Origin of the sequence: Vibrio sp. 10N.222.54.E6, assembly GCF_041473955.1 — a bacterium.
In the GTDB taxonomy this organism is placed as follows: Bacteria; Pseudomonadota; Gammaproteobacteria; order Enterobacterales; family Vibrionaceae; genus Vibrio; species Vibrio tasmaniensis_A.
In genome coordinates this window covers 30,087-45,312 of record NZ_JBFRTD010000019.1, presented here as the reverse complement: position 1 = coordinate 45,312, position 15,226 = coordinate 30,087, and the positions used below count along the sequence as shown (strand labels likewise).

15 protein-coding genes are annotated in these 15,226 nt (G+C 39.5%); 11 read left to right on the top strand and 4 right to left on the bottom strand.

Annotated elements, in window-relative coordinates; genetic code table 11:
* Positions 1 to 617 (bottom strand): hypothetical protein (locus AB4513_RS12685; protein WP_133153730.1); only part of this gene is annotated, 617 nt, incomplete at its 3' end.
* Between the two features lie 14 nt (positions 618 to 631).
* Positions 632 to 1,537: a hypothetical protein gene (locus AB4513_RS12680; RefSeq protein ID WP_102257430.1), complete on the bottom strand. Its 906-nt coding sequence runs from the start codon at positions 1,535 to 1,537 to the stop codon at positions 632 to 634.
* 82 nt (positions 1,538 to 1,619) lie between these two features.
* Between AB4513_RS12680 and AB4513_RS12675 the strand changes: the two genes are divergently transcribed.
* The 8 genes from AB4513_RS12675 to AB4513_RS12640 all read left to right on the top strand — a co-directional run bounded on the left by AB4513_RS12675 (position 1,620) and on the right by AB4513_RS12640 (position 8,660).
* A complete protein-coding gene (locus AB4513_RS12675) occupies positions 1,620 to 2,309 on the top strand; it encodes a hypothetical protein (protein WP_102257431.1) in 690 nt (229 codons plus the stop codon).
* Between the two features lie 3 nt (positions 2,310 to 2,312).
* Positions 2,313 to 3,950, top strand: coding sequence for a hypothetical protein (locus AB4513_RS12670; protein WP_102257432.1), 1,638 nt, complete (start codon positions 2,313 to 2,315; stop codon positions 3,948 to 3,950).
* A 156-nt stretch (positions 3,951 to 4,106) separates the two neighbouring features.
* Entirely contained in the window at positions 4,107 to 4,778 is a 672-nt protein-coding gene (locus AB4513_RS12665) for a hypothetical protein (protein WP_133151956.1), read from the top strand.
* A complete protein-coding gene (locus tag AB4513_RS12660; protein ID WP_102257434.1) occupies positions 4,768 to 5,358 on the top strand; it encodes a hypothetical protein in 591 nt (196 codons plus the stop codon). Before AB4513_RS12665 ends, AB4513_RS12660 begins: the two co-directional genes overlap by 11 nt.
* A 184-nt stretch (positions 5,359 to 5,542) precedes the next feature.
* Entirely contained in the window at positions 5,543 to 6,619 is a 1,077-nt protein-coding gene (gene parM, locus AB4513_RS12655) for a ParM/StbA family protein (RefSeq protein WP_102257435.1), read from the top strand.
* 15 nt (positions 6,620 to 6,634) lie between these two features.
* Positions 6,635 to 7,135, top strand: a complete 501-nt coding sequence (locus tag AB4513_RS12650) for a hypothetical protein (RefSeq protein WP_102257436.1) — start codon at positions 6,635 to 6,637, stop codon at positions 7,133 to 7,135.
* A 14-nt stretch (positions 7,136 to 7,149) separates the two neighbouring features.
* Positions 7,150 to 8,265: a hypothetical protein gene (locus tag AB4513_RS12645; protein WP_102257437.1), complete on the top strand. Its 1,116-nt coding sequence runs from the start codon at positions 7,150 to 7,152 to the stop codon at positions 8,263 to 8,265.
* Positions 8,262 to 8,660, top strand: coding sequence for a hypothetical protein (locus tag AB4513_RS12640; RefSeq protein WP_102257438.1), 399 nt, complete (start codon positions 8,262 to 8,264; stop codon positions 8,658 to 8,660). Before AB4513_RS12645 ends, AB4513_RS12640 begins: the two co-directional genes overlap by 4 nt.
* A gap of 53 nt (positions 8,661 to 8,713) precedes the next feature.
* On the opposite strand, the gene AB4513_RS12635 is transcribed toward AB4513_RS12640, so the two are convergent.
* Together AB4513_RS12635 and AB4513_RS12630 are read right to left on the bottom strand one after the other, a co-directional pair.
* The gene (locus tag AB4513_RS12635; protein ID WP_102257439.1) at positions 8,714 to 9,928 is read right to left on the bottom strand and encodes a hypothetical protein; all 1,215 of its coding nucleotides are present in this window, start codon (positions 9,926 to 9,928) and stop codon (positions 8,714 to 8,716) included.
* Positions 9,928 to 11,532, bottom strand: a complete 1,605-nt coding sequence (locus AB4513_RS12630; RefSeq protein ID WP_102257440.1) for a hypothetical protein — start codon at positions 11,530 to 11,532, stop codon at positions 9,928 to 9,930. The genes AB4513_RS12635 and AB4513_RS12630 overlap by 1 nt, the downstream gene beginning before the upstream one ends.
* Before the next feature lie 222 nt (positions 11,533 to 11,754).
* Between AB4513_RS12630 and AB4513_RS12625 the strand changes: the two genes are divergently transcribed.
* From AB4513_RS12625 to AB4513_RS12615, 3 genes are read left to right on the top strand one after another with little or no spacing between them, the layout of a single operon-like run.
* Positions 11,755 to 12,528: a hypothetical protein gene (locus tag AB4513_RS12625; RefSeq protein ID WP_102257441.1), complete on the top strand. Its 774-nt coding sequence runs from the start codon at positions 11,755 to 11,757 to the stop codon at positions 12,526 to 12,528.
* Between the two features lie 10 nt (positions 12,529 to 12,538).
* Complete coding sequence (locus tag AB4513_RS12620) at positions 12,539 to 13,711, top strand: DotH/IcmK family type IV secretion protein (protein WP_157936392.1); 1,173 nt, start codon at positions 12,539 to 12,541, stop codon at positions 13,709 to 13,711.
* Between the two features lie 6 nt (positions 13,712 to 13,717).
* The gene (locus AB4513_RS12615) at positions 13,718 to 15,178 is read left to right on the top strand and encodes a TrbI/VirB10 family protein (RefSeq protein WP_102257443.1); all 1,461 of its coding nucleotides are present in this window, start codon (positions 13,718 to 13,720) and stop codon (positions 15,176 to 15,178) included.
* Positions 15,179 to 15,226 lie beyond the last annotated feature (48 nt).

Here is a 15,226-nt window from a genome sequence, read left to right as displayed (position 1 = left end):
CTTTGCTGCTGCCCTTGTTGTTGGTTTTTAATCTCAGCTAGAGCATCTTTTATCAAATCAATAGCAATCGATTCAGTCGACATTCCCATGTATTGCATATCATCATTTGACAAACCAAGCAGATCAAAACCAACTTTTTCTTTGAAAGCATCGACGTCTATTAGTAACCCTAATTGATAAAAGAGAATTTGGTTATTCGCTATATCAGCAGCTATGTTAGGTACTGGTTCTTTTATACCGATTAGCCTCGTAAAATCATCATTTAAACAGTGAGCTACTTCGTGTAATAAAACGAAAAGAACATTGTTAGCATATTTAGAACGACCCTGGGAGATGAGATCATTATCAAGTTCAATCAACTTTTGAAATAAGCCTTTGTTAATGAATATTGCATCACCTGTAGTAAAGGCCGTGTCAGTAGTCATTCTTGTAAAAACTTCATTATCATAAACGCAAAATGGTAGTCGCCTTGATAGGAGTGAATACATCTCAAAACGAGGAAAGTTAGTATTACTTGCGTAGTGCTCGTCACGGATGTGATTTACGAACTTCTGCAATATGATGTTGTATTTAGGTTCACTGCAAAGTTTGTTTGAAACCTTATAACTTGTACTCATAAATAAATCCTATTTTACATGTCGAAGTAAGCTAATGGATCATAATCATTTGATATTCGATGTGACTGAGATTCTATAGAGCTCAAAGCGCCTTGCCTTTGCGTAACAACATCAAACAAATCATACATATCAGAACTCCCTACATTTTTTAGATAAGTAGATATCTTTAAATCTGAGTCTTTGACACACAAATTGCCGAGAGGGAGGTTCGTCTCTTTCGCTGAGTTGATTAAATTTTTAAGTCGGAAGTCATTAATTGTCGTAATACTGTTTTCCAGAAGATAGGCAACTCCTGAATTTAGAGATGCCTCACTAAAAATATCATTGATAGGAGCTGAACGGCCTCCGCTAAGCTTTAAACCAAGAGCGGCTAAGTGAGGGGAGTCTTTCCCATATCGAGGGTCAATCTCATTAAGCCTATTAACTAAAGGTAAAATCATAGAGGAGGAATCTTTAAGGGAACTATAGGTGCGCTCGGCAAACTCAGACAATAAGATCTCACCGAACGTCGGTACATACACCTCTCCGCAGTCATTGGAATTGGATGCAAGAGCTATAGAACTTGGCATAACGGGGATATCACCGATTTGAAGTAAATCAAAGCTGACCTCTACAAGCTTAGATAAACATTCATTATTTTTAGGATCTTTGGCCTCCTCTATGCGCCTAGTGGCGTAATTAATGAAGTCGGTAATAGGTATACCTGCGATAAGAGGTAATTCGTCAGAATCACCACTTCGCAAAGATTTGGTCTTATCGAGTATGTTCCCTGCAAATGCCGGAGCATTGAAGTTACTAAAAAATGCAGTATTAATTTTCTTTAATCTAGCATTGGCAAATTTAGTTAATAGTTCAGGGTTATTCATACCTTTCAGCTTGAAGTCTAATAGCAATTGTTTTGGGTGATCTATGACTTTCATTACGTATATCTTCCTTGTCCCATTGTCTGTTTATAGTGTATAGTTTTTTCTAAAAATTGGAACCTTCAAAGGGATGATGTAAATGAAAAATGTGCCAATTGATGAACTTGTGTTTATCGAAAATAAACTAGGAATACCTGTACATTCCACAATCACATTGAGGGAAACGGCAGATAGTCTTTGCTGGAATTCTCTGCTGTCTACACAAGAGAAAAGACTGCAATTTCGAGCGAAGCAGATGGAGGTTAAAGGACATCAAGTCAATGTGGCTGGTTGCGGTGGAGCTCATTACATTTTTAACCCTGATGGATATTACAATGTATTTGAAATTATCAATGAATCTGTTTCTCTGTTCGCTTCCAAATTAAAATTACCGGTTGCCTATCGACCTAAAGATTGTAAAGGCCAAGAAATAGCAGTTCTTAAAGTTAATTCGACGGATTGGAACAACATCCCAAACAGCGTAGCTCAAAGCATGCTAGAAGAAATGGAGCAAAAACTAGCGGTAGCTCCCGTATCCATCGTCGTTTTCAATGACTTCCTTACTGCACCATCCATCATTAGAAGCTTTGCCGTAACTCTATTTGGAAATACCAATATTGGCGTTTTCCTTACAACAGATACAAAACTGTCTCTAGGTGAGGACGATCAGATTTCACAATTCATCTCGAATGACAGTCAACTACTTCAAAGTGCGCGAACATCTATCTTGGAACCCTCTAAAGAGAGCATTAAAAGAGTTATAAGCGAACACTCAGGGAGTGAGGTGTAATTTATGACCGGTAAATACGAAAGATATAAAGTTATTCCCGTAGCGATTATGGACATGGCCGAAAAAATCGGTATGCCTATTTCTAGGGTTTCCGAGATCAAGGAAGACGTTACTAAAGAGATACTACGAACATGGCATACAAGAGGTAGTGACAAATCTCAAGATGAAATGGTAGAGGTGGCTTGGAAGAAACTATTTGGCTTTTCATATGTAAATAAAAGTGACTTAATCAAGGGTTCTTATTTAAAGGGGCCACCTGGTCAGGGTAAAACAACAGTCTTTAAAGCTGCTCTTAAAGATATCTCTAATGCATTAGGGGTCAAACTCTATATTGATCCAGACTTACATGCTAAACCAGAAAAGAATGATATAGTTGCCGTTGTCTCGCAACTGGGTGGCGCGATTTCCCCCTCGACCATTCAAGGTGTTCCAACAACGGAGAACGGACAAACCATGTATTGTCCACCGAGTCGCATCGCAAAGATGGTGGATAAAAAATTTCGATTTCTACTACTTGATGACTTAGATAATGCTAACGATGGCGTCAAATCAGTAGCAATGCCTGTGGTTCAAGATAAGCAACTGAATGACATTAAGCTCGGTGATAGTTGCTATGTATGCGTAACCGGAAACCTCGGAGAAATCGACGGTACCAATACAGGTAGAGATTCCGCCGCTCTTTTGAATAGAGCAAAAGTTAGATTGGCTTGTGATACCTTGGGGGACTTTCTAGAGCGAGGTGATGCTCGTTTTCAGGATGAAATAGGCATGGGTTTTATTGATGAGTTTCTAATGGATAACCCCGAGTCATTTTACCCTGCAGTAGAGAAAAAATACCGAGGTCAACGTCCAACATCAAGAAAGTGGGATGACTTAATCAACGATATGAGGAATGTGCTTGAGGAACATGACCAACAAATTAAAGAGGGGATGACACCTAAGCCTATTATGCCCAAGCTATCCACACTCTTGCCCGGTCATGTTGGAAATAAAGTTGGCCAACAACTTATCGTATTTTATACCAACGCTTTAACGCTAGCTCGACCAGCAGCTATGGAATTACTTTCGAAAGGTGAACTAAGCGACTCTATGAGGGAGTCCCTACATGATTCCTTTTCTCAAGGTTTTGATTCTAAGTCAGAATCACTATCTAGGGGTTTCTTAAAGCAGGTTCAGCGTGGTGTATTTAACGAGATGAAGAAATACACTAACTTTCAGCCGGTTTCGAAAGAAGAACAAATGGAAGCGTCTAAAGCTCTATTCCAAAGTGCAGATAAAATCGCTAAAGCCGCATTTACAACGGGACTTGTCTCGGGAGGTAAGTTGAATATTATCGCAAACACTTACCACAATTTATTAGTTGATCTAGTCGACCACTCAAAGCAAGAAAACGATAATTCAGGTATGTTCGGTCGAACCAATGATAAAGGGACATACATCCCCTCCAGCTTACTAACCAACTTGCTGACTAAATCAGCCGAAAAGTACGGCAAAGATTACCCACATGGTGAAGCTCTTTTAAATGTCGGTAATGATAAGAAGACGAAGACGGCCCTAGAAAGCGCCATCATCGATCCTCTAACGTACTTAGACAACATCAAAGATATGCAAGATCAGCTAGCCAATGAAATGACCATGTAATAAAAAGGGGCTATGTCAACGGTCCCTTTTACCTACCGAAACATCTCGCCAGAAAAAAATTAACGATTTATTCAATTTATACCTAGGAAACAGTGTAGAATTCATCATTAATGAATTAGTATGAACATAGTTTTGTTAAAGCGTCCAAAGGTTTTCATGAATAAATCAATACTTTCTGACAATATAAAATCGATTTTATGCACTCTTAAACCTAATCATTCTGAAAACTACTCTTGCAAATCTGAGGCTATAGACGCATTCACAGCTACTTTCTCAATTCAAAAGCCGGGGCTTATTAAGGCGATTTCTGGAATTGCTGATGGCCGCTATTACGAAAACCTTGCCAAGAAGATACAAGCTAGGTTTGAAAAAATAGATATCCGCACAAAACCACTGTCAAAATCTGATCTTAAAAAAATAAAATGGTTAGATTTCGAAAAGATGACTCGCTCGGAGCGACATAGGTTTAATACGCAGCAAATCTTCAAACATCGTTACAAATCTAATGTCGAACATATGGCAGAGGATTTAGGGTGCTCGATTGAATTAGCTAATGAAATCCTAGATAGCGAAGATCCAAAGCAAAAAGTAATGCGTTTATTCAAAGAGCGATTGGCTCTGGAAAGCCTTACGCTCCCATTAGCAGAGAGACATCTAAAAAAAGCTACGGTAAACTTCTCTATAAACAATCAAATGTCCGAATTAGAAATTGCTGCACAACTTTCCAAATTGGATACAAAAGATATGGAAATACTCGTGGAAAAAATTCAGCGTGCAAGCACTATCATCGCTTCTGATAGCGATAAGCGAGAATACTATGAAAATTGATAAGCCATACATCCAAAAACAGATAGAAAACATTCGAACGCTCTATGACGCTGCAGACCACCAAATCTTTAGCAGTGATGCACCGAAGGAGCTAGGAATAGGAATTAACACAGAAGTAATTAAACTTATCGATAACATTCTTAGCAGTTCTCGAAATGATGCGATATTTGCAGACTTATTGGCGATATACAGCGGCGAGCTCGACTATGACCGAGCTCCAGGAAGTGCTCAACGTTCCTTTAATCACAACAATCCTACTTTTGAGGTCCTTTATGAGTTTCTATACCATACTGGTGGTCTGTTTTTAGACGTCGAAGCGAAGCCTTCAAAATTAGATGAAGATTTATGGGTAGAAATAGTTCTTTTTTGTCGTAAACCACAAGAGCGTGGATTGGAAATCAACAGACTCATCCTGAAAGAGCACTTTATCAAAGGCGTATCTCTTTCAGAACTGGCACGCCGCACTGATACTTTCCAATCGGGTTTAAAGCGAATGAGCACCGATCTAACGAAGACACTAAAAGCCATTAACTATGTAGTTAAAGGAATCAACTTAGTTTACTCGGAAGACAATAAGTAACCCCCAATTAAGTTAAGCTAGGTACCAGTAAGTTATTTAGCTTAACTCAAACTCACCCCCCATCAAATGCTTACCGCTTTAATCCTCTCGAATATATCAGCACCCTCTCTTATTGCTTTGTTAGATTGATGATAGTTAATTTATACTGTATATTTTAATTTAAACTTTTGTGAGGAATTGAATTATGTCAGAGAAGGAAACACCTGTAATAGTTGTGGTTGATGATGGGCATTTTAACGCTAAAGGCATACTGCTCTCAGATTCGTATGAGCCCGTCCACTACTTAATGCCAACTATGGTAATGAAGGGACACTCGACAGCTCAGTTCGGCGTTGATCATGCAACGCCAGTAGATTTCAATACCTTAGATGAGGACGGTAACGAGGTATACTATAACGTTGTAGAAAAAATGTCGTTTGGTATGAATGGCTATTTGGTCGATACAGGTAATGAAGATTTCCAAACAAGTGAAGCAAATCGAGTGTTAGTACACGCTATGCTTCATAAGATGGGGTTGGCAGGTAAGAAAGTAATCCTTTATGCCACCTCACCAATGCAACGCTACTTCCACCTGGGCGGCACTCTTAACGAAGGTTATATCAATAAACGCAATGAAAACTTAATGAAGCCCGTTCAGTCGAAAGATGGGAAGTCAGTAGAAGTCATCTCCACAACTCAAGTTCCAGAAGGCTTCGCCACATACCTATCTGTTCTATTGAAGCCAAATAAGAACAAGAAGAGAATGGGTGTAGACATCAGTGTTACTCAGCTTGATATCCTAATTCTGGACTTCGGCGGTCAAACTCTCGATGTTGCTGTAATTAGTAACGGTCAATTGGTAACGAACAGCAGCTACACTGAAGAAGGGATGGGGATGCTGAAAATTTACGAGCATCTAACTAGCTACCTTTCTACTTATCGAAAAAACATCTCTCGTACAGAAATGGCCGAGATCATCGAAACAGGTATTTTCTACACTGATAAAAAACGCAAAAATAAGATTGATGTAAGCGACCAAGTACAGAAAATCATCAAAGATGTGCTGAGCACTGCGATGGACAAAATCAACAGCCGTACCCCAACGCGCGAATTTGATCGAGTGCTGATTGCTGGTGGAGGAGTTTTAACCATAGAAAAAGAAATCAAACTGTATATTGATGAAGCTGAAATGGTTAGCGATCCTCTTTATGCTAATGCACTAGGTTCGTTGTTTATGGCGTATAGTGAAGTCGAATCTAAGTCTAAAAAGTCAGCGGCATAATAAAAGGTTTCACCAATGACCAAGAAAGTTCAGCGAAGATTAAGTCTATCTTTCGACAATAAATACGCGGAGCAAGTAGGGAGGCTTAACTGCGACTTAACAACAAGCACCTTAGCGAAGCTTTTCGACTTACAAGAAGACCTAGAACAATCTCTCGGATTTACTCTAGAGATTGATGAAGTCGTGACACACTTAAAGTTGATGCACTTAAGTAAAAAGCATCAGCAAGCCATTCACTACTCAATTCCAGCTGAACAGGCTTCAATACCTCAACCGCACGTTTCACCAACCATAGAGGGCCCCCAATTAGAACCAAGGAGCGATTCAGAAGGTATTGGCCAACCGGACCGTAAAGATACACGGTTGGAAGCCCCTGAATCGGATAACAAGGTAGATGATAATAGTCTGGACGACAAAAGTATGAACCTCCAAGAAACCGTCAATGAGGAAGAATTTGTAGATGCTGCAGATGTACTTGGAGTGGGTGGTCTGAAAAATATGTATAAATTTAATTAGTAAGGAAATAGCCCGTGAGACTTAAGGTATCTAAATGGGCGCTTTGCTCTCTAGCTACAATTACAGTAATTTTTAGCAATCATTGCGTCGCATTCACACCTGCCATTCAAGCTGCTTTGTTTAATAGTTCGGTAAGAGAGTTAAACATCATTCAGCAAGAGCGCTTGATTAGCTATACAGAATCTCTTTATAAGACACTAAACACCAAAGAGTCGACCTCATTGATCGGCCACCAGCAGTTAAAGGTTTCTAGCTACATGTATTTGGTTAACTACTGGTTATCGCAAAGCATTGAACAAATACTATATGAGCGAGGTGAAATAATCTCAGAAGATGCGATTATTGCTGCAGGTATTGACTCTGATGCTTACTCCATTCCACTAAAATATACGGGTCCATTAAATTTAGCTTTTAACAAAGCGAAAAGTGGAGCAAAGGAGTGCCTTACCTCGATAAACCCTACTTATAAGAAAAACTACCAAGATATCTACAACACAATTGTCGCTTTGTTTGATAGTGCCGATTCGTTAAAGATAGGTATGCCTGCGCGAGCAGCTTTACTGTATTTGAAATCACATTTCTACCTCAAGCTTCACGTACCAAATTCGACATTTACCTACGTTAATAATAAGTGCGTATCCGACATCAATGGCTTACTGACATGTGCAGATAAATGGGTAGAACGTATAAACCCTTCAAAGCAACACCTGAACTTAGTACGAAGGTATATGGAAGACGATATAAATGCGATGAAAGTTGATCGCTTAACCCGCAATCGACTCCTTAATTGCAATTTAACTATGTACCATTTTATTCAGAGTGGAGCGGTTACAGAACCATTGAATGATGGTCAGACGGTAGCAGCCTCGGAGTCACTATTTAATGATATGAGTGGTAAGCTAAAACGATACGCGTCGTCGACTACGTGGGACGCGGTATTTAAAGATAATCAATCGATAATGAATTACCTTTATAACCCAGAGGAATTTAAGAGCGATGTAACACTAGAGCCTCAAACAATAGGAAGGTCGTTATTACTCAACCAGATGAAAGCCGCAGCCATTAGACTATCTATTGTTTTGAATAAAGACTTAAAGGTAAATATCAACATTACTGAGGGTCAAAAATGAGCCTGATGCCATTTGATTCGATTTTTAATGCTAACGGAGGCGATGACCATCATAAGTCCACAGGAATAGATGACGAGAGGTGTCGTATCAATGGTTTCAACAATGCAAGAACAGGAGCGCAACGAACACAGAGTTTAGTTGGTGTACTCGTCCTCTTTAACGGTCAATCGATCAACCAAGTTAAACGATTCATAAACGCCAATAGCACCGACAAGGTGTATAAGATCATTAGTGAACTGAAGGCTAACTGGAAGTTGGATATCGATATCTCAAGTGGTGTGGTGCGCTTAAACGATCTTGGGCCAATTTTTAATGCTAACGCTGCTGGGGTGTTAGAGGTCGCCTTTCCAACAGGTAACGTCATAATAGGCAATCGGTTATACAAAGTGTGCTAACGAAACAAAAAAAATTAGTGAGCTATGGACTAACTCACTAATTTGGATGTATTTTAAAAGTATAAACCTCTATCAGAACTATTCCTTGTGAACTGCAATTCTAGTAGCACCAGGCATTCGTTACGCTCTTTCTCATCAGTAAACTCAAAGTTCTTATCTATGAATTTCTTAGCAAATTCTAATGCGACAGTCATAGGTAGAATAGACTCCGCCTCCAGAATGCTACTTAATTCACTTACACTTGAAAAGTGGTGAGAACCGGTAACAGGGTGTAATAGATTGGCGAAATACTCGATGTAAATATCGAAATCAAATAACCCTTGAGCGTGGTATTCAGTAACCATACTGGGTACCACTTCACACAATAAGTTCAACGATACCTGATTGCTCTTAGCAGCCTTTGATTTACTTTCGAGAGGAAAAGATTTCATGGTCGGCTCAAAGGGAATTGCTCTCATTACCTCAATCTGCTTAAGTGCTTTAATATAAAAGTACACTGACGACTTAATGACACCATCACAGTAGGCACCCTCACTTTCATTCTCTTTGAAGAACTCTGCAATAGGTTTAACTGCCGAGATAAAAGTGCTCAAGAGTAACTTTTCATAAGAACCCGACGGGTTTTGGTTAAATGAAAGTACTTCGCCTAAATCAAATGCAGGAGGAAGTGACTCAATTAAAGGGCTGAAGCCTTTTGGTGTTAACACGGGCCTCCCTGTAATGGAATCTTGCCCGGTCAAAAGTTTATACCCTTTCAACGGAGCTGTTTGCGCAAAGTGTTCATATGATCCGTAAGGATAGTTAACAACAAAACATCCCAAAGAATCAGTTAACTCAACGAGAGGAGCGCTAACCTCGTCGCTGAACAGCTCAGCCTCATCATTAAACCCACCTTTACTAACCATCGCGTTGATTTGCTCTTGGTTTAAGCCTTTACCTAACCAACGCGTTAAAGATTCATAGCGTGTAAGGAAGTTTGGGAATTCACTAAAGCTATTTTCTACACTCCAACCCATAGCATTTGCAAAAGAGGCTAACCCTTCATCAGTGTGTAGTTTAGCTAATGATTCAACCAATGATTTTGTAATGAAATCTAATCCAGATTTACACGATATCTCGCGTAGCCAAGTATCGTGTTGATTTATGATATTTACAGCGGCAATCAATGATTTCTGCTGTAACTTACGCTTGCTATCACCAAAACCATTAGCGGTGTTAATACTAAGCTTATCAATTTCAATGTTGATATCAGAAGTGTTGATTTTCATTATCTATCCTCCTTATTAGCTGGTGTTACTTCAAAAGATTCCGAAAGCTTCATATTTAAACGCTTGTTGAAAATTGCAGCTAACGGATTCATTGGTAAGTTTTTAGGAACATGAGCGCGTCGGTCAATCATTAACTTATTGAAGGCAGGGAAATGACCTTCATTAAGAATAATGTTGCAATACGAACGCATCTGAAGACTATTACCGGTATTGCCATCAATCTTGTAAGTGTCATCAAGGTCGACCCCAAGTATTTCTAGGATTTCATATAACTCATGCCCTAAGACATAAGATTCTGAAATGTTAAATTTCTTTGCATAGCCATTTAATTCAGGGAAGTATTTATTTAGGTCCAATACCGCCTTAACATCAGGCATGTTCACATTGTTAATTGAACGAGTTGCACGCTTTACGATACATTCCTTTGCGGTCAGCATATCCGTCAGTCGGATAGATACACCCTTGATTAATGATGGATTCATACGTAGAGATAGAGCCAAAGTGTAACCAACAATATACAAGATTGGGTATACCTCAGAGAACTGTAGCAGGGCTAACTTATCCTCTCGATTAAGAGTCCCCGAAAAATCATGCTTGATAAGAGAAAAACATCGAGAAACATACTTAAACTCAGAATCCCCCAATTGACTCTTTAGCACGTCTAACGGATTGAAGATTCCTGCTCTTAAGGCACTGTTATCTTCATTTATGGTTGTACGGAAGTTGCCCAAATGTATATCTATGTGTGAATGCAAAAAGGAATTAATTCCGGCACATGCGTTTAATTCACTCTCACAAGAAAAGTCAGATGGACAATACGTATTAAACAAAAGAGACTCAAAGCTTTTTGATTGCTTCAAATGCTCATAGTGCTCTCGATTAAACGATTTTGCCGTTGAAAATTGGTACTGAGATTTTCGCTCCCCAATAAGGCTGATAGAAGCAATCGCAACGGACATCAGCTTAGAGAAGTACCGAATAAAACCTTGAGGAATTTGCCCGTCCACCCTCTGATTCTTAATTACTTCCAAACCTTTAATTTGGTGATCATTAGCATCACACCCCAATTGCACTAAAAACAACTGAAGCCCAGCAACTACGGTTGCTTGATAGTGTCTATTGCCGTCTAGCGCCAAGTAGGAAAGGTGCTTGTAGGTACGGTAGTGGTAATTTTCAAATAATTTCGAGTTGGCTGGCTCAACGTTTGAGATAGAACCTAGCAGCGGGTAAGAGGTCATCCCCAAAGAACGTAAAGCAAAAATATACGGTACACTTTGTTGAGTCATTGTGTATGAACGAGAAATATAATTCGCTAGAGGGTAGATAACCGCCGCATTAGTTAAGTCTTGCTTTCGGATTAACAAATTAGTTTCAAGCGCCAATTTATTAAGACGATTAACTTCAACTTGGTTTAGCTGCTCACGACGCTCATTGGCCAGCTTATTTAGATGCTCAGTACGCCCTAAAGCTAACTGTTCGGCATGAAGTTTTCGTTCTTGCTCAATGCGTAGTGTTTCAGTTAGCAGCTGATTTTGTAGGTTATGCTGCTTTTTAGCAATTTGAGCACTACGGATTGCGAGGTAATATTCAGCAACGTTGGTCATTATTTAATCCTATTTCAACAGGCTAACTCCGTGAACAAAGTGAGAACCGGAGAGCCAAATCTTTACGCGATTTTAACATGGCTAAGCAAAAGAAACGGGCGAAATAAGAAAAATTTTCAAAAAAAAACTCACAGTTAAAATGCTATTTACCTAAAATCGATTCGTAAAAACATCAAAAAACAATGTATAGTGTAAAAGATAATTGCGAACTGAGAGTGAAAAATGGCCGACCCTAAAAAAATAGCGAAAAATGCGGAAAAAGTAGCCGCAAGAGCAAATGATACAATCAAGTTCATTCAGTACACTCAACAAGCATTGATTCAATCTCTTTTGTTCCAGGCTGAAACCATTACTAGCCAACGAAAAACAATCAAAATGTTAATTCTGAGCGTGATCGTACTATCGATAGGGTTGGTTGTAGCTGCGACAAGAGAAATGCCTGAAGCTCAGGTCTATGGTAGAGACAAAAACGGTCATTTTTATAATTTAGTTCCTTTAAATAAGAATGATGTACACCTTACGAACATTCGCATATGGGCAGAGACATGCGTAATCGACTCTTTAGATTTGTCTTTCATTAACACCCTCAATCGAATTAATAAAATCCTCAATTCTTGCTTTAGTGATCAAGGAAAAAAAAGCTACCAAAACTGGCTCTTGGCTGGAACATCTGATCGGACGATTAGCTTCAGTAATAATTCCGAAATTTATGCCGACTCTGAACTCGGCATGATCATAGAAGATGAAGTAACACTAAATGCCTCCCCTAAATCACCAGGCCGTTTGCGTGAAATTCAACCTATAACTGACGGCGAAACAGGCGAATCTATAAAACGATGGGAGCTAACTTTTTCTATATTATTGAGAAAGCAAGAAGGTTTAAAGGGAAGCGGCACTAGCACAAAGGTTGCTAAAGTTATTATGAGTCGAACTAATAACCCCGCATTTGAATATGGCGTATCAATCGATAGCTACTCACTTTCATCATCTAGGTAAGGGTTTAGACATGTCTAAATATGTCAAAATGGCGCTGCTAGGTTTAGTTGTAACGCTAAATGCCTTCGCTAACGAAGATTTAAAATCCGGCGATATTGATTCGTTGTTAGCTCAAACTATTAGTGAGCAAGCGATTCCCGAAGTTAGTAAGGATAATGAAGTGTCTGAAGCTGAAGTGATGAAAAGCGATAAGACACAAAACGAAAAAAAACGAGATAAAAAGCAGGCAAATCACTTTATTCGAAGTATCAACGAAGATGGGTACTCCACGGCTGAGTATGACAAGAAGCGTGAAATATTAACAAAGATACTGTCTCAAACGGATGACCCTAAATCAATACTTGAAACTTTGATAGCAGAAGGTCCATTGTCCAACTCGTTCAACGATATATTTTTACTTCGATTAGTGGCCGATGAATTACAACGAGCTAAGAATAGCCCCTTGCTTGAAACGGAAATTATCAATGACCAATACTCAGTCGATCACACTGACCGCTTTAAGATGTATGACATTTATGTACATGATTCAGGAGAAACGCTATTGGAGTTTCTAGATGTCACGGGTCACCCTTGGCCAATATTTGATTTTTCACCGACAAAATCACTAGAAACTAGAAAAGGTGAATTAAACATGCTCTGGATTAACCCGTTAGTAAAGCATGTGAAAACCAGTCTATTTGTAAGTTTGAGTGAATATAGTGCTCCTATCCAATTTAACATTCGATACTCCAATGACAAGAGGCATGGTTTCGCATCGTTTAAATTACCCTTCATCAGCCCAATAAACCCAAATGTAAACAAAGCACCTTCGAATACGAACTTTGATTTGGAAATTTCAACAGCTTCAAAAGAAGACGGGCAGATCACAATTCGTGAGCAACTAGACAGCAGAGAGCTCTCTTACCTCGCCTCAACAGGTAGATTTAGAGATAAAACAAAATTAAAACAGGAGGCAATACCTGTAATGGTGTCTGACCCTAGCATAGCAACGGTTTGGTTCTACAACGGGAACTTTATAGTAAGAACACCAAACCAATTGTATTCATTCGACAGGATGGTTAGTTCTGAGGGGGAGATGAAAGTCTTTATTTCATCTACTTTGAACTCAATTGTTCCGTTAAATCGCAGTGGTGAAACAGTCAATTTATTCATTCCAGATTATCACAATTATGTACAGAGGTAGCGCACAGTGAAAGACATCGAACAGACTCCGTTGCCTGAAAAATCTGAATCAATAGGAACAACTAAAACTCCTGAATCTGTAACGCCAGTTAAGGAGAAAAAAAAGCTTAGTATGACTAAGGGTGGGAGCATGATATTTAAAATATCAGCTACTATCTCTGTAGTGGTTTTCAGTACCTTAATTGTAGTCACAGTGTTTTCTGACAATGAAGATGAATCGAATGATTCATTTAAGAGCAGTACGACAATAGGTTCTATACCAATAAGCGATGACAATGTTTCCCAAGAGCAAATAAATGCTGTGGACGGGGCCGAAAAACAGAGACAAAAAAAAGCCGAAGATTCTTATACGTCATATGTAGGTTCAGATGCATTAAATATCTCTACATTTTCAAGTGAAATTACCCCTTTAGAGAGCGCCCCTCAAATAGCCGGTACTTCTGCCGAAGAACAGCCAGAAGCAGAAACGGAAAACGAAGCCCATTACGACGCATTTGAAGGTGCCGATGACGGTGGTAAACCCCACGTAAGCCCTTCAAGAGTTAACACAAGGTCACAACGAAGTGACGCTGGAAATCATACGAACGGTAGTGGTGGCACTTCGTCTGTATCGGACGTGAAGCGAGAGAATATCCTTGCGCAATTTGAAGAATTCTCGAAGCCAATAGATGTTACTGCTGGTGGAGAGCCCCCCAGTCACACTAGATTCAAAGCTGTTAATTTAGAAATGGACTCCTATAGCCAAGTCGCATCGACGAAGGGCGGATTTACCAATGGTAACGAATTGGATATGTCATACGATGGTTCTGAGGAGTTTGAGTATGACACCAAGCCATCCAGTGAAAAAGTAACAGATGACGGTCTAAACCAAGGGCGAGGTCGAGGATTAAGGCTTGGGGATTTCATGTTAGGGAAAGTTAATAACAGCCTAAGATCGTCATCTAAATCGCAATATATGATGGTTGAAATATTAACGCCACCATTAAAGGGAGCGATTATCCCGTTCAACCCAACATTAGAGTATGACAACTATGTATTTGCAAGCGATCGTGTCAATTTCAATGAGTTTAAAGGGACATTGCAAAGCGTTGTTGTAACACCGGATGAAAATTTAGCTAACGGGTACCGAAGTGGCGTTGATTACCATACTTTTTATAGAGTCACGATGATGCTTGCTGCAGGTTTTGCTTCAGGCGCGAAAGAGTATATAGGTCAGTTAGGGGGCGCTGTGTCTGTTGGTAACGAAACGACCGTTGTTGAAGGTCGAGAATTTAAATGGAAGGAAGCTCTCGCCGTTGGAGCGGGTAGCGTAGTCGATGAAAGTAGGGAGTTAATTCAAAAAGAAATAGCGACACCTCCGACTGTCTGGGTGGATAACGGTGATATTGTAGGCATTATGATCACAGAAGATTTTAACCCTGCGTGGTTCCCGTTTATCCCTAAGAATCAGCAATCCATCTATGAATAATGGCACCATTTAAAATAGGTTGATTGGAATATGTTTACTCGCTATCAT

Excerpts from the sequence above, each read along its gene's own strand:
- AB4513_RS12680 (WP_102257430.1), bottom strand. The coding sequence starts at position 1,537 with ATGAAAGTCATAGATCACCCAAAACAATTGCTATTAGACTTCAAGCTG.
- AB4513_RS12675 (WP_102257431.1), top strand. The coding sequence starts at position 1,620 with ATGAAAAATGTGCCAATTGATGAACTTGTGTTTATCGAAAATAAACTA.
- AB4513_RS12670 (WP_102257432.1), top strand. The coding sequence starts at position 2,313 with ATGACCGGTAAATACGAAAGATATAAAGTTATTCCCGTAGCGATTATG.
- AB4513_RS12665 (WP_133151956.1), top strand. The coding sequence starts at position 4,107 with ATGAATAAATCAATACTTTCTGACAATATAAAATCGATTTTATGCACT.
- AB4513_RS12660 (WP_102257434.1), top strand. The coding sequence starts at position 4,768 with ATGAAAATTGATAAGCCATACATCCAAAAACAGATAGAAAACATTCGA.
- parM (WP_102257435.1), top strand. The coding sequence starts at position 5,543 with ATGTCAGAGAAGGAAACACCTGTAATAGTTGTGGTTGATGATGGGCAT.
- AB4513_RS12650 (WP_102257436.1), top strand. The coding sequence starts at position 6,635 with ATGACCAAGAAAGTTCAGCGAAGATTAAGTCTATCTTTCGACAATAAA.
- AB4513_RS12640 (WP_102257438.1), top strand. The coding sequence starts at position 8,262 with ATGAGCCTGATGCCATTTGATTCGATTTTTAATGCTAACGGAGGCGAT.
- AB4513_RS12635 (WP_102257439.1), bottom strand. The coding sequence starts at position 9,928 with ATGAAAATCAACACTTCTGATATCAACATTGAAATTGATAAGCTTAGT.
- AB4513_RS12630 (WP_102257440.1), bottom strand. The coding sequence starts at position 11,532 with ATGACCAACGTTGCTGAATATTACCTCGCAATCCGTAGTGCTCAAATT.
- AB4513_RS12625 (WP_102257441.1), top strand. The coding sequence starts at position 11,755 with ATGGCCGACCCTAAAAAAATAGCGAAAAATGCGGAAAAAGTAGCCGCA.
- AB4513_RS12620 (WP_157936392.1), top strand. The coding sequence starts at position 12,539 with ATGTCTAAATATGTCAAAATGGCGCTGCTAGGTTTAGTTGTAACGCTA.